This window comes from Agromyces mangrovi, from assembly GCF_030296695.1.
In the GTDB taxonomy this organism is placed as follows: domain Bacteria; phylum Actinomycetota; class Actinomycetes; order Actinomycetales; family Microbacteriaceae; genus Agromyces; species Agromyces mangrovi.
Map to the genome: position 1 here is coordinate 306,889 of NZ_AP027737.1, position 20,073 is coordinate 326,961.

General features: G+C 72.5%; 19 protein-coding genes. 7 read left to right on the forward strand and 12 right to left on the reverse strand.

Going from position 1 to position 20,073, the window contains the following annotated elements; all coding sequences use genetic code 11:
- Positions 1 to 41: 41 nt before the first annotated feature.
- Positions 42 to 905: a LysR family transcriptional regulator gene (locus QUE38_RS01480; RefSeq protein ID WP_286309807.1), complete on the reverse strand. Its 864-nt coding sequence runs from the start codon at positions 903 to 905 to the stop codon at positions 42 to 44.
- A gap of 68 nt (positions 906 to 973) precedes the next feature.
- Between QUE38_RS01480 and QUE38_RS01485 the strand changes: the two genes are divergently transcribed.
- Both QUE38_RS01485 and QUE38_RS01490 read left to right on the forward strand, forming a co-directional pair.
- Positions 974 to 1,846, forward strand: a complete 873-nt coding sequence (locus QUE38_RS01485; protein WP_286309808.1) for an EamA family transporter — start codon at positions 974 to 976, stop codon at positions 1,844 to 1,846.
- Positions 1,847 to 1,879: 33 nt separating this feature from the next.
- On the forward strand, positions 1,880 to 3,214 hold the full coding sequence (locus QUE38_RS01490; RefSeq protein WP_286309809.1) for a nicotinate phosphoribosyltransferase: 1,335 nt from the start codon (positions 1,880 to 1,882) through the stop codon (positions 3,212 to 3,214).
- A gap of 25 nt (positions 3,215 to 3,239) precedes the next feature.
- Here QUE38_RS01490 and QUE38_RS01495 read toward each other — a convergent pair whose 3' ends face one another.
- The 3 genes from QUE38_RS01495 to QUE38_RS01505 are packed head-to-tail and all read right to left on the reverse strand — an operon-like array spanning position 3,240 to position 6,122.
- Complete coding sequence (locus QUE38_RS01495) at positions 3,240 to 3,527, reverse strand: DUF3039 domain-containing protein (RefSeq protein WP_286309810.1); 288 nt, start codon at positions 3,525 to 3,527, stop codon at positions 3,240 to 3,242.
- Positions 3,528 to 3,537: 10 nt separating this feature from the next.
- Complete coding sequence (locus QUE38_RS01500) at positions 3,538 to 5,112, reverse strand: hypothetical protein (RefSeq protein ID WP_286309811.1); 1,575 nt, start codon at positions 5,110 to 5,112, stop codon at positions 3,538 to 3,540.
- Positions 5,088 to 6,122 carry an ABC transporter ATP-binding protein gene (locus tag QUE38_RS01505; protein WP_433996930.1) on the reverse strand — a complete coding sequence of 345 codons (1,035 nt, stop codon included), beginning with the start codon at positions 6,120 to 6,122 and terminating at the stop codon, positions 5,088 to 5,090. Before QUE38_RS01505 ends, QUE38_RS01500 begins: the two co-directional genes overlap by 25 nt.
- 797 nt (positions 6,123 to 6,919) lie before the next feature.
- Between QUE38_RS01505 and QUE38_RS01510 the strand changes: the two genes are divergently transcribed.
- Positions 6,920 to 7,612 carry a phosphocholine cytidylyltransferase family protein gene (locus QUE38_RS01510; RefSeq protein WP_286309812.1) on the forward strand — a complete coding sequence of 231 codons (693 nt, stop codon included), beginning with the start codon at positions 6,920 to 6,922 and terminating at the stop codon, positions 7,610 to 7,612.
- A gap of 76 nt (positions 7,613 to 7,688) precedes the next feature.
- Here the strand turns inward: QUE38_RS01510 and QUE38_RS01515 are convergent, their stop codons facing one another.
- The gene (locus QUE38_RS01515) at positions 7,689 to 8,240 is read right to left on the reverse strand and encodes an ECF transporter S component (protein WP_286309813.1); all 552 of its coding nucleotides are present in this window, start codon (positions 8,238 to 8,240) and stop codon (positions 7,689 to 7,691) included.
- Between the two features lie 116 nt (positions 8,241 to 8,356).
- On the opposite strand from QUE38_RS01515, the gene QUE38_RS01520 reads away from it, so the two are divergent.
- The 3 genes from QUE38_RS01520 to QUE38_RS01530 all read left to right on the forward strand — a co-directional run bounded on the left by QUE38_RS01520 (position 8,357) and on the right by QUE38_RS01530 (position 11,007).
- Positions 8,357 to 9,157, forward strand: coding sequence for an ABC transporter permease (locus QUE38_RS01520; protein WP_286309814.1), 801 nt, complete (start codon positions 8,357 to 8,359; stop codon positions 9,155 to 9,157).
- Positions 9,157 to 9,927, forward strand: a complete 771-nt coding sequence (locus QUE38_RS01525; protein WP_286309815.1) for an ABC transporter ATP-binding protein — start codon at positions 9,157 to 9,159, stop codon at positions 9,925 to 9,927. The genes QUE38_RS01520 and QUE38_RS01525 overlap by 1 nt, the downstream gene beginning before the upstream one ends.
- A 66-nt stretch (positions 9,928 to 9,993) precedes the next feature.
- Positions 9,994 to 11,007 carry a hypothetical protein gene (locus QUE38_RS01530; RefSeq protein ID WP_286309817.1) on the forward strand — a complete coding sequence of 338 codons (1,014 nt, stop codon included), beginning with the start codon at positions 9,994 to 9,996 and terminating at the stop codon, positions 11,005 to 11,007.
- On the opposite strand, the gene QUE38_RS01535 is transcribed toward QUE38_RS01530, so the two are convergent.
- The 7 genes from QUE38_RS01535 to QUE38_RS01565 all read right to left on the reverse strand — a co-directional run bounded on the left by QUE38_RS01535 (position 11,004) and on the right by QUE38_RS01565 (position 18,497).
- Positions 11,004 to 12,287 carry a CDP-glycerol glycerophosphotransferase family protein gene (locus tag QUE38_RS01535; protein ID WP_286309818.1) on the reverse strand — a complete coding sequence of 428 codons (1,284 nt, stop codon included), beginning with the start codon at positions 12,285 to 12,287 and terminating at the stop codon, positions 11,004 to 11,006. The genes QUE38_RS01530 and QUE38_RS01535 overlap by 4 nt on opposite strands.
- 73 nt (positions 12,288 to 12,360) lie before the next feature.
- Positions 12,361 to 13,206, reverse strand: a complete 846-nt coding sequence (locus QUE38_RS01540) for a glycosyltransferase family 2 protein (RefSeq protein WP_433996963.1) — start codon at positions 13,204 to 13,206, stop codon at positions 12,361 to 12,363.
- A 35-nt stretch (positions 13,207 to 13,241) separates the two neighbouring features.
- A complete protein-coding gene (locus QUE38_RS01545; protein ID WP_286309820.1) occupies positions 13,242 to 14,054 on the reverse strand; it encodes a CDP-alcohol phosphatidyltransferase family protein in 813 nt (270 codons plus the stop codon).
- 3 nt (positions 14,055 to 14,057) lie between these two features.
- The gene (locus QUE38_RS01550) at positions 14,058 to 15,113 is read right to left on the reverse strand and encodes a glycosyltransferase family 2 protein (RefSeq protein WP_286309822.1); all 1,056 of its coding nucleotides are present in this window, start codon (positions 15,111 to 15,113) and stop codon (positions 14,058 to 14,060) included.
- Positions 15,114 to 15,271: 158 nt separating this feature from the next.
- Positions 15,272 to 17,023 (reverse strand): S1C family serine protease, encoded by a 1,752-nt coding sequence (locus QUE38_RS01555; RefSeq protein WP_286309823.1) that lies wholly within the window; start codon positions 17,021 to 17,023, stop codon positions 15,272 to 15,274.
- Positions 17,024 to 17,140: 117 nt separating this feature from the next.
- On the reverse strand, positions 17,141 to 17,713 hold the full coding sequence (locus QUE38_RS01560; protein ID WP_286309825.1) for a hypothetical protein: 573 nt from the start codon (positions 17,711 to 17,713) through the stop codon (positions 17,141 to 17,143).
- A 232-nt stretch (positions 17,714 to 17,945) separates the two neighbouring features.
- Positions 17,946 to 18,497, reverse strand: coding sequence for a hypothetical protein (locus tag QUE38_RS01565; protein ID WP_286309826.1), 552 nt, complete (start codon positions 18,495 to 18,497; stop codon positions 17,946 to 17,948).
- 349 nt (positions 18,498 to 18,846) lie between these two features.
- On the opposite strand from QUE38_RS01565, the gene QUE38_RS01570 reads away from it, so the two are divergent.
- Positions 18,847 to 20,064 carry an aminotransferase class I/II-fold pyridoxal phosphate-dependent enzyme gene (locus QUE38_RS01570; RefSeq protein ID WP_286309827.1) on the forward strand — a complete coding sequence of 406 codons (1,218 nt, stop codon included), beginning with the start codon at positions 18,847 to 18,849 and terminating at the stop codon, positions 20,062 to 20,064.
- The last annotated feature ends 9 nt before the right edge of the window (positions 20,065 to 20,073 follow it).

A 20,073-nucleotide genomic window follows, 5' to 3' on the forward strand; every position in this document is an offset into this window, starting at 1 on the left:
TGCCTCGCAGCCGGCCTCCGCACGAAACCGACGGAGCGCGGTCAGGCGTCGCCGTCGTAGGCGGCGCGCACGGCGCGCGCGAGCCGCCCGGCGGCGTCATGCGGATGCGCGCGCAGCCACGCGAGCCGCACGTCGACGCGCGGCGCGTCGGCGATCGGCACGAACGCGACGCCGGGGCGCGGGTAGTGCGCGGCGGTCGCCTCCGCGGTCACGCCGATCACCTCGGCGGCGGCGATGAGGTCGAGCCACGACTCGACGTCGTCGGTCTCGACGGTGGCGGGCGCCGGCAGGCCGGCGTCGGTCCACAGCGAGGGGCGGGTGGTGCCGTTGTGCGGGTCGATGCCGAGCGTCTCGCTCGTGAGGTCGGCGAGGCGAACGGATGGCCGGAACGCGAGCGCGTGGTCGACCGGCAGCGCGACGACCCGCCGTTCGGTGCCCACGACCTCGGAGCGCAGGTCGCTGCGCTCGAGCGGTCCGCGCACGACCGCGAGGTCGATGCGCCCCTCCGCGAGCGCGAGGTCGGCGCGGTGCACGCGCACGAGGCGCAGCCGCGCGTCGGCGTGGGCGCGGTTCCACGAGCGCAGCACGCCCGTGGTGTGCGCCCCGAGCGCGGCCCACGCGTAGCCGACGCGGATCGTCGCGGCCTCGCCGCGGAGCCCTGCGACGGCGCGGTCGAGCTCGCCGACCACTCGGCGCGCCACTACGAGGAACGCCTCGCCCGCGACCGTGGGCTCGACGCGCCGGGTGGTGCGGTGCAGCAGCGGCACGCCGAGCTCGTGCTCGAGCGCCGCGACCTGGCGCGAGACCGCCGCCTGCGAGACGCCGAGCTCGCCCGCGGCATCCGTGAACGACCGCTCCTCGTCGACTGCGATGAGCGCGCGCAGGTGCCGCAGTTCCACGTCCATGCGATCAGCGTATCAATGAGCGCTGATTGCATTTCCACATCGAGATAATGCGACCTAGCGTGAGCGGCATGAAGCAGGAACGTGTCGCGGCCGCCGCATCCGTCGGCGGAGCGTGCTCGGTGCAGGTGGGCGCCGCCCTCGGGGCGACCGTCTTCCCGCTGGTCGGGCCGGCCGGCGTGGTCGCGCTGCGGCAGGCCGTCGCCGCCACCGCGCTGCTCGCGATCGCCCGGCCGAACCCGCGCGCACTCTCGCTGCGCGCCATCCGGCCCGCCGTGCTGCTCGGCCTCGCACTCGTGGTCATGAACTGGGCCCTCTACGGCGCGGTCGAGCGCCTCGGGCTCGGCCTCGCGGTCACGCTCGAGTTCCTCGGCCCGCTCACGCTCGCGCTCATCGGCTCGCGCCGCCGCATCGACCTCGGCGCGGCGCTCCTCGCCGGTGTCGGCGTCGTGCTGCTCACCGGCACCGTGCCGGGCATCGACCTCGCCGGCGTGGCGCTCGGGCTCCTCGCGGCGGGCGCCTGGGCGGCCTACATCGTGCTCAACCAGCGCGTGGGCGCACGCCTCCCGGGCGTACAGGGCACCGCCATCGCGAGCCTCGTCGCGGCCGTGCTCACCGCTCCCCTGCTCGTGTTCTCGCTCGTCGGCCTCGACCCGCGCGAGCTCGGCCACGTGCTGCTGATCGGGCTGGCCGCGGGCATCCTCTCATCGGCACTGCCCTACTCGATCGACCTCAACGTGCTGCGCGTGCTGCCGCGCCAGGTGTTCGGCGTGCTGCAGAGCGTGCAGCCCGCCGCTGCGGCGCTCGCGGGTTTCGTCGTGCTCGGGCAGGCGCTGAGCCCCTGGCAGCTCGGCGGGCTCGCGCTCATCACCGTCGGCAACGTGGTCGCGGTCGGCCGCCCGGCCCGCGGCGCGGGCCCCGCCGAGGCACCCGCGAGCGCGTAGGCCGCGGCCGCGCGCGACGCTAGGCTCGCACTCGTGACCGGATCCGCCGCGCTCCTCACCGACCGCTACGAGCTCACGATGGTCGACGCCGCCCTGCAGTCGGGCACGGCCGAACGCGAGAGCGTCTTCGAGGCGTTCGCCCGCCGGCTGCCCGACGGCCGCCGCTACGGCGTGCTCGCCGGCACCGGGCGCATGCTCGAGCTCATCACCGAGTTCCGCTTCGACGACCCCGAACTCGAGTGGCTGCGCGCCAACGAGGTCGTGCGACCCGCCACCCTCGACTGGCTCGCCGACTACCGCTTCTCGGGTGACATCTGGGGCTACCGCGAGGGCGAGGCCTACTTCCCCGGCTCGCCGCTCGTGACCGTGCAGGGCTCGTTCGCCGAGGCGGTCGTGCTCGAGACGCTCATCCTCAGCGTGCTGAACTACGACTCGGCCGTCGCGAGCGCGGCGGCACGCATGTCGTCGGTCGCGATCGGCCGACCGCTCGCCGAGATGGGCTCGCGCCGCACCAACGAGCGCTCGGCCGTCGCCGCGGCGCGTGCCGCGTACATCGCCGGCTTCGACGCCACGAGCAACCTCGAGGCGGGCCGCACGTGGCAGGTGCCGACGATGGGCACCGCCGCGCACTCGTTCACGCTGCTGCACGACAGCGAGGCCGACGCGTTCCGCGCGCAGGTCGAGGCGATGGGCCCCGACACCACGCTGCTCATCGACACGTACGACATCGAGCGCGGCGTCGCGACGGCCATCGAGGTCGCGGGCACCGAGCTCGGCGCGGTACGCATCGACTCGGGCGACCTGCCCACCGTGGTCGCCGACGTGCGCCGCCAGCTCGACGAGCTCGGCGCCGTGCGCACGAAGATCACCGTGACGAGCGACCTCGACGAATACCTCATCGCCGCGCTCTCGGGGTCGCCGGTCGACGCGTTCGGCGTCGGCACCCGGGTGGCGACCGGCTCGGGGCATCCGGCCGCCGGCATGGTCTACAAGCTCGTCGCCCGCCGCGGCGACGACGGCACGTGGGTCGACGTGGCGAAGTCGAGCGCGCACAAGGCCAGCGTGGGCGGGCGCAAGCACGCGGTGCGCCGACTCGACGGGGCGCGCACGGCGCGCGAGGAGATCGTGGTCGTCGACGCGGCGGTCGGCACGGATGCCCCCGGCGACACGAGCGCTGCAGGCGGAACCGCCTCCGAGCGCGACCTGGTCGTGCCGCTCATGCGGGCCGGCGTGCCCGACGGGCGCTGGCTCGGCCCCGCGGGCACGCGGCTCGCGCGCGAGCACCGGGCGGCGGCGATGCAGGAACTGCCGATCGAGGCGTTCCGGCTGGGCGCGGGCGATCCCGCGATCCCCACGACCTACCGCTGACGCGGCGGCCCTCGAGGAGAAGTCCCTACTCGGACTTCATCTTCTCGTAGATCTCCTTGCAGGTCGGGCACACCGGGAACTTCTCCGGGTCGCGTCCGGGCGTCCACTTCTTGCCGCAGAGCGCCTTGACCGGCTTGCCGGTGATGGCCGACTCGAGGATCTTGTCCTTCTTGACGTAGTGCGAGAAGCGCTCGTGGTCGCCCGGCTCGATCGCCTCCTCCTCGAGGAGCTTCTCGAGCTCGCGGTCGAGCACGGACGTGCTGCCGCCGGAGCTGTCGGGATCGGCGATGCTGGCGCGGACGTCGGGGACCATGCCCGAGATTCTACGCCCGCTGCGCCGCCGCGAGGATCTCCGGACCACGACGCGTGAACACCGCACCGCCGATCAGCACGCCCCCGACGAGCACGGCGATGCCGATGCCGAGACCCGACCAGAGCGCCGAGTCGTACCAGCGGTCGATGCCCGACATGCCGCGCCAGGTGAACCACACGGCCGGCAGCGCGAACACGATCGACACGACCATCGTGATCGACTGCACGAACGCCGCGATGCTCGACGACGACTGCGGCGCCTGGAACGGGCTGTCGCCCGGCTTCACGGCAGGGTACGGGAAGCGCGCCGAGACGATACTGCCGATGCCGAGGGCGCTGCCGAGGAGGCATCCGCTCACCCCCACGATCGCGGGGAGCACCGCCATGTCGCCGAAGAACATGGCGCTGATCGGCGAGCCCACGGCGATGACCACCACCCCGACGATGAACACCGGTAGGAGCCGGCCGACCCGGTCGGCGGTGCCGCGGATGCCGGAGACGACGTGCATCCACACCGCCGTCGAGTCCATGGCGACGTCGTTGTGCACCGTCCAGGCGAGGAACAGCGCGACCATCGGCACCGGGATGAGCGCGAGCAGGCTCGGGTCGACGCCCGCGATGCCGAGCGGCACGACCACCAGCACGGGCGCGATCGGCAGGATCAGGTACGACGCCCAGTAGCGCGCGTCGCGGAAGATGTACGTCAGCGTGCGGGCCGTGACGGCGGACGTCGGGGTGCCGAGCAGCACGTCGAACCAGCCGAGTCCACGGTACGAGCGGGCGGATGCCTCGCGGCCCGGCGTCACGAGCATGCGGGCGACGATCCACTGCCAGGCGAACCACAGCGCCACGACCGTCGCGGCCGCGAGCAGCAGCTTCAGCAGCGCCGTCCAGACCTGTCCGGAGGCGGCGTCGCCGGGGATCGCCCAGACGGCGCCGAGCGGCGTCCAGGCGAGCACCGCGGCGAGCTGCTCGAGCACCCGCAGGCCCGAGCGCGCCCAGTCGACCGTGAGCAGCGAGAGCAGCGCGGGGGCAGACAGCACGGCGAGGACGATGCCGATCACGCCGAGCGCCTCGCGCGATCGACGCGTCGACAGCGCGAACGCGCCGATGGAGGTCGACACGCGGGCGAGGAGGACGCAGGTGCCGAACGCGATCGCGGCGGCGAGCAGTGCGAGCAGGGTGACCCAGAATCCGCGGCTCCAGGTGATGACGGTGCCGACCAGCCCGATGCCGAGCACGACCGTGGGAATGCCGACCATCGCGGCGACTGCGAGACCGGTGGCCAGGGTGCGGTCGGGCATGCCGAGCAGCGCGAAGCGGCGCGGGTCCATGCTGTCGTCGACGCCCAGGATGAGCGGGACGACGATGAAGCCCGCGACCACGACCGAGCCGGCGACGACGAGCACGTCGCGGATGAGCCCGGTGTCGGGCGCGAACCGCAGCCCGGCGAGGATCACGGTGATGAGCAGCGAGACGCCGACCCCGTAGACGATGCCCAGCGTGATGCCGACGACCTGCCAGGCCGAGCGGCGGAACATGTTCGCCAGCAGCTGCAGCTTCAGTAGGACGAGCTGTGCAACCACTCGAGCCCCTCCGCGGCCTTGCGCCCACCCGCGAGGTCGACGAACCGGTCCTCCAGCGTACGACCGTCGCGCACCTCGTCCATCGTGCCCTCGGCGAGCACCTTGCCGCCGACGATCACGGCGACGCTGTCGCACGCGCGCTCGATGAGGTCCATGCCGTGGCTCGAGATGATCACCGTGCCGCCGCGGTCGGCGAACCGCTGCAGGATGTCGCTGATGTTCGCGGTCGACACCGGGTCGACCGACTCGAACGGCTCGTCGAGCACGAGCACGCGCGGCGAGTGGATCATGGATGCCGCGAGGGCGATCTTCTTCGTCATGCCGGCGCTGTAGTCGGCGACGAGCCGGTCGAGCGCCTCCTCGATGCCGAACGCCGCAGCCAGGTCGGCCGAACGCGAGCGCACGGTCTTCGCGTTCATGCCGCGCAGGATGCCCGCGTAGTAGAGCAGCTGGCTGCCGGTGAGGCGGTCGAACACGCGCAGCCGGTCGGGCAGCACGCCGAGCGCCTGCTTGGCTCGACGCGGGTCCTTCCAGACGTCGATGCCGTGCACGGTCACCGCGCCGGAGTCGGGCCGGAGCAGCCCCGAGATCATCGAGAGCGTCGTGGTCTTGCCGGCGCCGTTCGGGCCGACGATGCCGTAGAACGAACCGGCGCGCACCTCGAGGCTCACGTCCGCCACGGCGACCGTCGAGCCGTAGCGCTTGCCGAGGCCGGCCAGGGAGAGCACGACGGGTGCGTCCTCGCCCGGCGCGGGACGCGCGGGGCGGATGCTGGTGCGGCGCGCGAACCGGCGCGGCGGGCGCTGGCCCTTGGGCCGGCGCACGGGCACGGGCTCCGGCTCCGGCTCCGGCTCGATCGCGAAGTCCGCGGCGAACTCCGACTCGAGCTCGTCCGCGGCGGGGGCGACGACACCCGTCTCGCCGGTGTCGATCGACGCCTCGGGGTCGTCGTCGACCTCCGTGTCGTCGTCGGTCTCGACGTCGTCTTCGATGTCAGCGGCGTCCGCCACGTCGGTGTCGTCCTCCGCGTCGGCGTCGACGTCCGAGTCGAGCTCGTCGGACGCGGACTCGGCCTCGAGGTCGACCTCTTCCTCCTCCTCGCCGACCAGCAGGATGGCCTCGTCGGGGGAAGCGTGCCCCGGGCGGCATCCGTCACCGGAGCCTCCTCGATCGGGTCCTCCTCGACCGCTGCCGCTCCGCCCATGGGGTCGGGCTCGGTGCGCGACCCGCCCACGACGGTGGACGCGGCGACCTTGGCCTGGCGCCGCCGTTCGACGACCGCGGTCGTCGTTCCGGTGCGCGACGACTTCGCGTCGGCGACGGCCTGCGACTTCGCGCGGGACTGGTCGGCGGCGGTCCGGCGCGCCGCGGCGCCGCGTGCACTCGCGGCACGACCCGAGGCCGAGCGCGACGAGGACGTGCGCTTGGAGCCGTTTCGGCCCGCGCCGGTGCCCGATGCGCCCTCGTCGGGCCCATCGGTTCGTTCTCCGTCATCCCGGAACGGCGGCACGGGTGTCACCGTCCCAACCTAGCAAGCCACCCCGGCTCGCGCGCGTCTTCCATGCGTTCCCCCGAATGCTCGATCGCGGCGCTTCCGGGCCACGGTACACGAGACGTGTCACAATCTGACTACGGTGCGTCGGACGATGGCGGCCGCTCAGGCGGTTCCGGTAGTCTGACCCCCGGCATAACGGTGTGTCCAGATGTGAACTTCCGGATGAACGGCAGGGAAACGACTCGACACGAGGCTGAGCAGGATCGTCGATCGTCTCCCCCGCTGCATCCGCCACCACAGCAAGGAGATGCAGTGAGCACCCAGATCGTGATCCTCGCGGCGGGCATGGGCAGTCGACTCGGTCGGAGCCTTCCCAAGCCGCTGACCCCGTTGAGCGACGGCCGCACCATCATGCAGCAGCAGTTCGACAACATCCACCACGCGTTCGGCAACGCCGCGGGCGTGACCATCGTCGTCGGCTACAAGCTCGAGCACATCATCGAGTCGTTCCCCGAGGCCTCGTTCGTCTACAACGAGGAGTACGACCAGACCAACACGTCGAAGAGCCTGCTCCGGGCGCTCCGCGCCTCGCAGTCGGGCGGCGTGCTCTGGATGAACGGCGACGTCGTCTACGACCCGCGCGTGCTCGACCGCGCCGTCGCGCTCATCGCCCGCGAGCAGTCGTTCGTGACCGTCAACACCTCGAAGGTCTCCGACGAGGAGGTCAAGTACACGACCGGCGCCGAGGGCTACATCGAGCAGCTCTCGAAGCAGGTCGTCGGCGGCCTCGGCGAGGCGGTCGGCATCAACTACGTCGCCGCGCACGACAAGGCCGCGCTGGTGCGCCGCCTGCAGCAGGTCGACGACCAGGACTACTTCGAGCGCGGCCTCGAGCTCGCGATCGCGCAGGACGGCATGCTCGTCGAGCCGCTCGACATCTCCGACCTGTACGCGGTCGAGATCGACTTCGCGGAAGACCTGGAGCGCGCGAACCACTTCGTGTGATCGCCGCTCCCGGAGCGCCGGCGCCCCTCTGGTCGCCGGCGCTTCGTCGTTCCGCAGGGCTCAGACGGTGCGGGGCTCAGCCGGTGCGCTGGCGCGACGACCGCGCGACGCCCGCGCGTTCGAGCGCGGCGGCGATGACCCGCCCGAGCCAGGTGAAGACGATGGGGCTCAGTACGTACAGCGGCAGCGCGATCGCCCAGACGGCGGGCGCGTAGTACTCGGCGCCCAGCGCGACGAACACGGCCACGCCCAGCACGACGCCCGACGCGCCCGCGGCGAGGTAGTACAGCCACGCCGACCACTTCCGGTAGCGCGTGACGAGGAACGGCAGTTCGAGCAGCACGCCCACGAGCAGCCCGGTGCCGAGGTAGCGCAGCAGCCACTGCGGGGCGAAGGCGGATGCCACGAGGCCGGCGATCAACCCGGTGAGCACGGCCGTGCCGGGGCGGCGCAGCAGCGCGAGCCCGACCGCGCTCGGCAGGAAGTGCGTGCCGATCGTGACGCCGTAGAGCACGGGTGCGATGACCGCGATGAGGCCGGCGAGGTAGCCGGCGCCCGCGGCGAACAGGCCGCCGCCCACGCCGATCGCCGCACAGCTCAGGATGACGCGCGTACTGACCCGATCCACCGGTTGGCCTCCACCGTTCTCGATGCTCCCAACCTATCGCCGCCTCGCCGCGATCGGCGCATCGCCGGGGATCGCGCCTGCGCGGTGCGGGCCCCGGCGGCCTCTACGATGAGAGCGTGACCAGCTACGCCGACGCGCACCCGTATGCGCGGAGCCCCTGGTCGCGGTACCGGCACGCGCTGTGGCTGCTGACGACGCGCGACCTCAAGGTGCGCTACTCCACGTCGGCGCTCGGCTACCTGTGGTCGATCCTCGATCCGCTCGTGATGGCGGCGATCTACTGGTTCGTCTTCACGGTGGTGTTCCAGCGCCTGGTCGGCACGGAGCCGTACATCGTGTTCCTGCTCGCGGCGCTGCTGCCGTGGATGTGGTTCACGGGGTCGGTGTCCGACTCGACGCGGGCGTTCCTGAAGGACGCGAAGCTCGTGCGCTCAACGAAGCTGCCGCGCACGGTCTGGGTGACCCGCATCGCGCTGTCGAAGGGCATCGAGTTCCTGCTCGCGATCCCGGTGCTCGCGGCGTTCGCGATCGTGTTCCGCGCCGAGGTGCACTGGGAGCTGCTCCTGTTCCCGCTCGCGATCGCGATCCAGGCGGTGCTCGTGGTCGGCCTCGGCCTCATCGTGGCGCCCCTCGTGGTGTTCTTCCGCGACTTCGAGCGTGCGGTGAAGCTCGTGCTGCGCTTCCTCTTCTACGCATCGCCCATCGTGTACGGCACGTCCAACCTGCCGGAGTCGCTGCAGCCGTGGGCGGCGTTCAATCCGCTCACCGGCATCTTCGGCCTCTACCGCGCCGGGTTCTTCCCCGGCGAGCTCGACTGGTTCGCGGTGGGCGTCTCGGCGGCCATGTCGCTCGGGTTCCTCGCCATCGGCGTCTGGATGTTCCGCCGCACCGAGCGCGCCGTGCTGAAGGAGATCTGATGACGGATGCCACGCTCCGCGCACCCGCCGGCCACGGCGGCGCCATCCGCGTCGACGATGTCGGCATCCGCTTCCGTCGCAATCGCCGCGGTCGCCGCTCGTTCAAGGACCTGCTGGCCGGCCGCTCCCGCCGCTCGCGCCCCGACGAGTTCTGGGCGCTGCGCAACGTCACGGTCGACGTGCGGCCGGGCGAGGCGATCGGCGTGGTCGGCCGCAACGGCCAGGGCAAGTCGACGCTGCTGAAGCTCGTCGCGGGCGTCATGCTGCCCGACGAGGGCTCCGTGACCGTGGAGGGCGGCGTCGCGCCGCTCATCGAGATCACGGGCGGGTTCGTCGACGACCTCACGGTGCGCGACAACATCATGCTCACGGCCGGCCTGCACGGCATGCGGCGCGACCAGATCGACGCGCGGTTCGACGGCATCGTCGACTTCGCCGAGATCGGCGACTTCCTCGACACCCCGTACAAGCACCTGTCGAGCGGCATGAAGGTGCGCGTCGCGTTCGCGGTCATCTCGCAGCTCGAGGAGCCGGTGATCCTCGTCGACGAGGTGCTCGCGGTCGGCGACAAGGCGTTCCGCGAGAAGTGCTACCGACGCATCGAGGAGTTGCTCGCGGGCGGCCGCACCCTCTTCTTCGTCTCGCACAACGAGCGCGACCTGCGCCGCTTCTGCGCACGCGGCCTCTACCTCGACAAGGGCGCGCTGGTCGTGGACGGGCCGATCGACGAGGTGCTCGAGCGCTACAACGCCGACTCGGCGAAGCGGTAGCGACGACACGACCCGCCCGGCGCAACCCCCTCGGCCCCACCATGGGGCCGACGTAGGATGGCGCCGATGGCCGAGCCCGTGTACAGGATCACCACGATGGGGTCGGATGCGCCGCACCTGCCGCATCCGCAGCCCCACGAGCCCACCCACCAGGCCGAGTTCCGCCCGGCCGACTCGGGTGCGCCGCACGACGAGACGCCGCCGCGCGACCCCGCCGACGAGCCGTCGCCCATGCTGCTGCGCACCATCGACCGCGTGCTGGCGGTGCAGCGCCCGGTCGTGCTCGCGCACCTGCGGGGCATCCGACGCCGTTCGCCGCACGCGACCAGCGAGCAGCTCGTGCGCATCCTCGAGCGTCGCTACCTCGCCGCGATCACCACGGGCGGCGCGGCCGTCGGCGCGACCGCGGTCATCCCCGCGATCTCCACGCCCGTCACGCTCGCGCTGTCGGGCGTCGAGACGGCCGGGTTCCTCGAGGCGACCGCACTGTTCGCGCAGTCGGTCGCCGAGGTGCACGGCATCGCGGTCGACAACCCCGACCGGGCGCGTGCGCTCGTGATGACGCTCATGCTCGGCCGCGAGGGCAGCGACCTGATCCGCCAGTTCGCCGGGCAGGCGACCGGCACCGGGGTCGACCGCAACGCCTACTGGGGCGAGCTCATCACGAACAACCTGCCGAAGGCCGTCATGTCGACCGTGGTCGACCGCCTGCGCCACACGTTCATCAAGCAGTTCGCCGCGCGCGGCGGTGCGAGCTTCATCGGCAAGGCGATTCCGTTCGGCATCGGCGCGGTGATCGGCGGCGCCGGCAACCACGTGCTCGGCCGCCGGGTGCTGCAGCAGTCGCGGCTGGCGTTCGGCCCGCCGCCGATGCAGGTGCCGTCGGTCATCGAGCCGACGGTGCGCGAGGCGCAGGTGACGGATGCCTCGGGCGGGCGCCTGCGCCGCATCGGAACCGCCGCGGGAGACGGCGTCCTGCGCGCGGCGCGCTCCGCGGGGCGCATCGTGCCGGGCCGGCGCCGCCGTGCGACCGTCGGCGAGGAGGCATCCGCCCCCGCAGCATCCGACGAGGAACCCTAGAGCTCGGTGCCGAGTTCCGCGGCCTCGGAGTCGTGCTCGTCGATCTCGGGATCGGCGGCGTGGATCTTCGCGAACCGCTCCCACTCGTCCATGAGATGCTGCACCGCTGCGTGGAAGCGCGCGGTCGTCGCCCCGGGGGTGGTGTCGCCGAAGTAGCGCTCGACCCAGTACGCGAGCCGCGCGAGCGAGTCGTCGTCGTGCTCCACCTGGTCGATGCGCTCCACCACGTTCGGGGCGTCCGCCACCGTGAGCCACTCGCACGCGGCCAGGTAGCCGCCCGTGTCGACCTCGGCGTCGGGGTTCGCCGGGCGGGTCACCATGAGCGGCTTGCCCGCGGCGAGCCGGTCGTAGACCATCGCCGAGATGTCGACGATCGCCATGTCGGCGGCGGAGAGCTGCCAGCCGAGCTCGGCGCCCGTGTCGTGCACGTGCTGCGCCGAGGCATCCGCCTGGTTCGCCTCCGCGAGCATGCGCACGATCTCGGTATTCGCGGCGCCGTAGGCGTGGTCGACCACGCCCGAGCGCGGGTGCGGGCGGTAGATCACGCGGTGGCGGCCCGTCGCGAGCAGGGCGCGCACGAGCTCCACGCCGTGCGACGCGATCGACCCGTACGCCGCGGCGGCCCGGTCGCCCTCCCAGGTCGGGGCGTACAGCACGACCTCGCGGTCGTCGGGCGTGTACGGCAGCTCGCCCGAGTAGTGGTCGGCCTGCGGCCGGCCGATCGGGATCGCGCGCCGGTCGAAGTCGTAGTCCCAGAGCACCTTGTCGAGGCGGGCACGTGCCGCGTCGCCCGCGATGAGCGCGTAGTCGTACGCCTTGAACTGGTTCGTGGTCATGTACATCTTGTCGGACTCGCCGTGGTTGATGAACACGTGCCAGCGGCGCCCGTAGCGCATCATCTGGAAGTTGCGCGTGTTCTGGTTCACGTAGAACACGACGCGCATCGGCTGGTCGTGGATGAGCTTCTCGAGGTCGACGACCGTGCGCACGTACGCGACCGGCACGGGCGACTCCTCGAGCAGGCGGGTCGCGGCCGTGGCGTTGCGGCTCAGGATCACGACCGGCCAGGTCTTCGCGAGCTCGGCGAGCGGCTTGTACCACTGGCGCAGCTGGTAGAGGTTGACCTCGCCGTCGGCGAAGTAGACGCCGATCACGTACTTCTGCGATTCGAGCGGCGGGGTCTCGACGAGCTTCTTGCGCACCGCCGTCTGCCCGCGGCGAGCGGTCCACAGCTCGCGCGCCACCTTCGCGGCGAGCCGCACGTCACGTCCGATCCTCACCGGGCAAGGGTATCCGGCGGCAGGTCACGGCCAGCCGAGAGCGGGCCCCGCGCCCGACGTCGGTAGCGGATCGTTAGACGACGGGCGGGCGCCCGGCCAGCGTCATCCGCCACACCGTCGACCAGCGCATCGGGCGCCGCTCGCCGGGGTCGGCGCGCCACCCCTCGCGCCAGCCGCCGAACCACGCGCGCAGCGCCGTCGGGTTGCGCGCCCAGCGCAGCACCTGGATCGCCGTCCACGACCCCACGTAGACGGGCACGAGCACCGCGGGCAGGTTGCGGCGCGCAAGCCAGACGCGGTTGCGGGCGTTGAGGCGGTAGTAGTAGCTGTGCCGGGTGGGTTCGATGACCGGATGCCCCGCCGCGAGGTCGCCCGCGTACCAGGCGCGGTGCCCGGTGTCCCACACCCGCCACGCGAGTTCGATGCCCTCGTGCGCGTAGAAGAACGGGTCGGCCCAGCCGCCGGTGGCGTCGTAGACGTCGCGCGGCAGCAGCACCGCACCCTCCCAGCACGAGAACACGTTGCTCGGGCGGGCGGGGTCGCCCTTGCGGATGCGCGGGGTCCAGCGCCTCGGCGAGGCGACGCCCGCCGGGTCGACCACGCGCGGCTGCACGAGCCCGATGCCCGGGTCGCGTCGCACGAGCGCGATCGCGTCGGCGAGGAACGTCGGGCTCGGCAGGAACGCGTCGTCGTCGAGGAAGAAGACGTACTCCCCCGCGACCTCGGGCACGCCGCGGTTGCGGCCGGCCGGGATGCCGAGGTTCTCCGGCAGGTGCAGCGTGCGCACGCCCGCGGGCAGCGCGGGCTCGGCCGTGGCCGGGTCCCACCCGTTGCCCACGCAGACGACGTCGACCTCGACGCCCTGCTGGTCGAGCAGGCTCCGGATGCCTCGGGCCAGGTCGTCCGGCCGGGTGCCCATCGTGAGCACCACGGCCCCGACGCGCGGGGCGTCGGTCACGCGCGCACCCGGCGCGACGCGAGGATCGCGACGAAGTGGCCCACGAGCGCGAGCAGCGACAGCGGCACGAGCGCGATCAGCACGACGCGATCGACGAGCGGCTCCCCTACGAAGAGGCCCACGACGGCCGCGGCGAAGATGATGAGGGTCAGCTCGACCGAGTGGTACAGCCGGTGGAACGGCACGAACCGGGCCGCGCGTCGCAGCGTGCGGAGCAGCCCGCCGCGCGGGGCGGACTCCCCCTCGGCATCGGCGAGCTTCGGGAGGCCCGCGTTGGCGCGGGCCACATGCACCATGTCGTTCAGCGCCTTGTTCAGCACGATGACGAGCGCGAGCAGCGCGGCGAGCGTGGTCCAGAGGAAGTCGGCCGGGAACTCGAGCGGGTACGCGGCCGCGCGGATGCCGAGCGCGAGCGGGATGAGCGCCTCGGTCGAGTAGTGCCCGACCTTGTCGAGGAACACGCCCGCGGGGCTCGACGTGCCGCGCCAGCGCGCCACCTCTCCGTCGCAGCAGTCGACGAGCATCTGCAGCTGGCCGAGCACGACCGCGAGCAGCGGCCCCCAGATGCCGGGGATGAGCAGCGCCGCCGCGGTCGACCAGCCGATGAGGATCATGAGGCCGGTCACGCCGTTCGCCGAGATCGACGTGCGCAGCAGCACCCACGTCACGTACGGCGAGAGGTCGCGCAGGTACAGCGACGCCGTCCAGTGCTCGGCGTTGCGGCGGCTGCGCACCTCGGGCGGCTGCGTCACCGCGCGGAGCTCGGCGATGCTCGACGGTCGCCCGCGGTCGTGGATGGCGTCAGGCATCCGTCACCTTCCCGTGTGTGCGGAGATGTTGCGCGTGAGTGCGCCGAAGCCGAGCACGAACCCGATGCCCCAGCTCACGTGGATGACCGGCAGCACGACGAGGAACCGCATCGCGGTCGCCGGACCGTCGCCGCGCCCGTAGGCCAGCGTCGCGACCACGACGAGCAACGCGTACGCCGCGGGCGCGAGGAAGCCGACCAGCAGCCACGGCGTCGCCCCGAGGGCGGCCTGCACGAGCCCCGCGATGCCGAGGATCGTGCCCAGCACGAGGCCCAGCACCAGCACGGGCGGTGCGAAGTAGCGGATGCCGTTGGCCGACGGGAACCGGCGCGCGAGCTCCCCGCGCCAGAGGCCCGTCGAGAGCATCTGCCGGGCGAGCCGTCCGACCGACCCGCGCGGGCGGTAGGTGACCTTCAGCTCGGGGGTGAACCAGACGGTGCCGCCGGCCTCGCGGAGTCGCTTGTTGAGCTCCCAGTCCTGGCCGCGCTTGATGTCCTCGTCGAACAGGCCGACCGCCTCGATCGCCTCGCGGCGGAACACGCCGAGGTAGACCGTGTCGGCCGCGCCCTCGGGCCCGCCGACATGGTGCGGGGTGCCGCCCAGGCCGACCTTCGTGCCGTACGCGAGCGCGACGGCGCGCTCGAACGGGGTCTCCCCCTGCGCGTCCATGATGCCGCCGACGTTGTCGGCGCCCGTCCGCGCCAGCGTGTCGACCGCGACGCGCGCGTAGTCGGCCGGGAGCGCGGAGTGCGCGTCGACGCGCACCACCACGGGGAACTCGGATGCCTCGATGGCGAGGTTCAGGCCCGCGGGCGTCGAGCCCACCTCGTTGTCGATGACCCGCACGCGTGCGTCGCGCCGGGCGAGGTCGGCGACGAGCTCGTTCGTGCCGTCGATCGACGGGCCGACCGCGATGGTCACGTCGAACGGGCCGTCGTAGTCCTGCGCGAGGATCGACTCCACGGCGGCGCGCACGTGCGCCACGTCGTTGAGGACCGGCATGACGTAGGAGACGCCGGAGAGCGACGACACCGTCGCGTCGGGGTGGTCGTCGGCCATCGTCCTCACTCGTGCTCGGGTCGATCGATGCTACCAGCAGGCACCCGGGGAACCGGTGCGCCGGCGGGCCCGCGCGGCGGGCGTCTCCGGGCACGGCGAAGGGCCGCCGGATGCGCCTGCCCGCGGCATCCGACGGCCCTTGCTGGAAGGAGTGCGCGCTACTCGGTCGGCAGCTCGCTGAGGGTGACCGTGACCGTCGTGGCCTGCCCGTCGCGCACGTAGGTCAGGTCGGCCTGGGCGCCGCCCGGGAGGGCGCGCACCTGCGCGGTGAGGTCGGTCTGGTCGGTGATCGGCACCCCGTTGAAGTTGGTGACGATGTCGCCCGACTGCAGGCCCGCCTGGTCGGCACCGCCGCCCGGCGTCACCTCCTGGATCAGCGCGCCGACCGTCTCGGCGCCGTCGGCGGCGGATGCCGCGCTGACCGTCGCGCCGAGCAGGCCGTGGCTCGCCGAGCCGTCCTCGATGATCTCGTTCGCGATGCGCTGCGCGAGGTTCGACGGCACCGCGAAGCCGACGCCGATGTTGCCCGCCTCCGACGAGCTCGAGCCCGTGCTCAGGATCGCCACGTTGATGCCGATGAGCTCGCCGTCGCTGTTCAGCAGCGCGCCGCCCGAGTTGCCCGGGTTGATCGCGGCATCCGTCTGGATGACCGGCAGCGAGATGGTCGCCGACGACGACGCCTGGCCCTGGCCCGGCTCCTGGTCCTCGAAGTTCCAGAAGTCGAACGGGCTGTCGGTGCTGCCGCTGTCGCCCTCGTCGGACTCGGTGCCGTCGTCGGGCGTCTCGGGGGCGGCCGACGAGGCCACGTCGATGCTGCGGTTCAGCGCCGAGACGATGCCGTTGGTGACCGTGCCCGACAGGCCGAGCGGCGCGCCGATGGCGATCGCCACGTCGCCGACGTTCAGCTGGTCGGAGTCGGCGAACTCGATCGGGGTGAGGTCGCTCGCGTCGTCGAGCTTGATGACCGCGAGGTCGGAGAGCGGGTCGGTGCCGATGAGCGTCGCCGTGGAGAGGCGGCCGTCGTCGGTCTTCACCTCGATCGTCGGGTCGCCGATGGCGCCGTCGAGCGTGACCACGTGGGTATTGGTGAGGATGTAGCCGTCCTCGCTCAGGATCACGCCCGAGCCCGTGCCGGCCGACGAGCCGCCGCTCACCGAGATGGTGACGACGCTCGGCGACGCGGTCGCCGCGACGGCAGTGATCTGGTTCACATCGGACGCGTCGTTCACGACGATGCTCTGCGCACCCTCGGCATCGGCGGCCGGGATGCTCGTGGTCTGGTTCGCCGACACCAGCGCGGCGATGCCGGCACCGGATGCCCCGCCGATCAGCGCGCCGACGACGAGCGCCGCTGCGGCGATGCCGAGCGTGCCCCGGCCCGAGCGCTCCTTCGGCTGCTGGGTGGCCGGGGCGTCGGTGAGCACCGCGGTCGGGTTGGTGGTCGTGTCGCCGGGGCCGGCGCCGTGGGTGCCGTTCGCGGCGTTCGGGGCGCTCGTGCCGCCGAAGGCCGGCGGGACCGCGCCGGGCGCGGGCTGGGAGGCGCCGGTCGCGGGCTGCTCCCCGTACGGGCGGGGCGCCTGGCCGGGCGAGTAGACGGTCGCGTTCGGCGTGGCCGGCTGCGGGGTCGTGGGCTGGGCGGGCGCCGCGTCGGCGGCGGGGGCGGCGGGCTGCGCGGGCTGCTCTGCGGCGGCGGGCGCTGCCGGGGTGGCGGGCTGCTCCGGCGCGGCGGGCTCGGACTCGGCGGCGGGCTCGGACTCGGCGGCGGGCGCGGCGGGCGCGGCGGGCGCTGCCGGGGCGGGCGGTGCGGTCTCGCGGGGCGTGTCGCCCGCGGCATCCGTCACCGGGGTGTTCTCGGAGGTCTGGTCCTCGGCCCGCGGATCCTCGGGGGCCGTGCCGTTCGTGTCGGTCATGTCTGCTCCTTCCAAGCGAGACCAGACTGAACGCGCAAGCTGTGCGTTCCGTCGGCGGAGTCTGTGAACCGTCTATCCCTCAGCGGAGACTGCGCTCAGGTTCGGCTCGGGAACGGCTCAGCAGCCCGGACCGCGCGGATCGGCGACGCAGTCGGCCCCCACCAGCACCGTGTCGGCGGCGCCGACCAGCACGTCGAGCGGTGCCGATCCGATGTCGAGCGTACCGGCGATCGGCACCCACCCGGTGCCCGCGAACCGGTATTCGGCGGTGTACGTCGTGACCAGCACGACCGTGTGCGTGCCGCGCGTCGCGTAGACGTGCGAGGTGGGCGTGGCGCTGAACTCGGGCTGGCCGAGCGTCGCCCAGGTTGCCCCGCCGTTGGCGTCGGTGATGCTGGCGCCGTCGCTGTGCTGCCAGCGGTAGCCGACCGGGGTGAAGCGCACGTCCGCGGGCAGGCCGAGCAGCGTGCCCGCGACCGGGTGAGCGGATGCCCCCGCCACGAAGTTCGCCGGCAACCCGACGATGGCCCAGCCATCGGGCTCCATGCCGTTCGTCGGCTCGTCGGGCCGGAACGACGCGATGTCCGCGAGCGTGACGACGTAGCCCGGGGTCTCGACGCCCGGCGGGCATTCCGGCTCCGGCCAGCACGGCGGCGGCACGACGTTCAGGCCCTGCGTGATGATCCCCACGGCCGCCCCGGCTCGGGGTCGTAGTCGGGGTCGGTGGGCGCGCCGAGACCGCCCTCGTAGGAGGCTTCAGCGTCGTCATCCTGACCAATGGCTAGCTGAGCCCAAACGTTCACTGCATCGCCAGACACCGCACCACCGGAGGTGACACCGCACAGTCCGGCAACACTGGCGGTGACGGAGCAGCCTTCGCCTTCGTGCCCGCCACCAGCGGCCGCGAGCACGAGGGCGGCCGCTAACAGGTACTCGGACCAGACCATAGGTCGCTCGACTCGACAATCAGTTGACGTTCGTCGTCTGTGCCGGTGAAATCAACCACCAACGTCAAGTGGTCAGCGCGGTCTGACGGAGTTACGTCGACCTCAGACTCGTTGACCACGCGCGTCGCGCTCACGTCGGTGCAAAGGTATGCCGTGACGAACACGTCCTTCGCCTGACCCCACTCGGCGAGAGTCCCGCCCTCCACCTGCACCGCGCCCACGAGCCGAAGTGAGTTTGCCTGGAGCTGCTCAAACTCTTCGATCGCGATCTCCGCGAGTGCCGCCCCAACGAACGGCCGGATCCGCTCCGGGTCATCGCCACCGTCCTCGCCAATGATCTGCGACATCTCCGCGTACGCCTCGTAGGCGGCGATGGCTGCGGCGAGGGCTTCCTCGTCGGACGCGAAGACCGGCTCAACGGTGGGGGTCGGCGTCGGAGGGGTCGCGTCGGCGGGGGCGCAGCCCGCGAGGGCGGTCGCGGCGGCGACGGCGAGCACCGCGAGGAGGCGGGTGCGCGGCGCGGGCATGCAGCACACCGTAGGACATCCGGAGCGCGACGAATCGGCGTTTCCACAGCCCCACGCCCGACCGGTCCGGTCACGCGCGCCCACGGGCATCCGCGCCCCTGCTGGTGCGCAAGCGGTGGTGGAGCGCGCGATGCGCCACAATGTGCGCACCTGCGGCGGCCCGGGCGCGGACGGAGTACGCAGAACGCGGAAACCACGGCGGGTTTTCCGCAGTTCGCGTACACGGTGGGAGCGGGCGCGACGACGGAGTACGCAGAATGCTGAAATGGGCGCGGGGTTTCCGCGTTCTGCGTTCTCGGTCGGGCGGGCGAGTGGCAAGCAGCGCGGGGCGGGTGTGTAGCGTGAAGGCGTGAGCGATTTCACGGCGGCGGGGCGGCTGGAGCCGTGGCAGCGCACCGCGGCGGGCGCGGGGCTGCTGGCAGACGACGGCTCGGTCGCGGCCACGATCTTCGCCGAGATGAGCGCGCTCGCGGCGCGCACCGGGGCGATCAACCTGGGGCAGGGGTTCCCCGACGAGGACGGCCCGGCCGAGGTGCTCGAGGCCGCGCGCCAGGCGATCGCCGACGGCGTGAACCAGTACCCGCCGGGCATCGGCATGCCGGTGCTGCGCGAGGCGATCGCCGCGCACCAGCGGCATTGGTACGGCATCGACCTCGACGCCGATCGCGAGGTGCTCGTGACCGCCGGCGCGACGGAGGCGCTCGCCGCGACGCTGCTCGCGCTCGTCGACACGGGCGACGAGGTGGTCACGTTCGAGCCCTTCTACGACGCGTACGGTGCGCTCGTCGCGCGCGCGGGCGGCATTCATCGCACGGTCCCGCTGCGCTTCCCCGACTTCCGGCCCGACCCCGACGAGCTGCGCGCCGCCGTGACCGACCGCACGCGCGTGATCATCGTCAACTCGCCGCACAATCCCACGGGCGCGGTGTTCGACCGCACGACCCTCGAGCTCGTCGTCGAGCTCGCCGCCCGCCACGACGCGATCATCGTGACCGACGAGGTGTACGAGCACCTCACCTTCGACACCGGGCACGTGCCCGTCGCATCCCTCGCCGGCGCGTTCGACCGGACCGTGTCGATCTCCTCGGGCGGCAAGACGTTCAGCACGACCGGCTGGAAGATCGGCTGGGCGACCGGGCCGGCGCGCCTCATCGAGCGAGTGCTCGCGGTCAAGCAGTTCCTCACCTACGTCAACGGCGCGCCGTTCCAGCCCGCGATCGCCGCCGGGCTCGGCTTGCCCGACGACCGGTTCGCGCTGCTCGCCGACACGCTGCAGTCCAAGCGCGACCTGCTCGTCACCGGGCTGCGCCACGCGGGATTCGAGCTGTCGGTGCCCGCCGCGGGCTACTTCGTCGTCGCCGACGCCGCCACAGTCGGCCACCCCGACGGCGAATCGCTCTGCCGGCGTCTGCCCGAGCTCGCAGGCGTCGTCGCCGTGCCGCTCACGGCCTTCGTGCACCCGGATCGCCGCGAGTCGACTCGCAGCCTGGTGCGGTTCGCGTTCTGCAAGCGGGTGGACGTGCTGGAGGAGGCATCCGCTCGCCTCGCCCGACTCGGCGCCTACTGAACCCGCAGG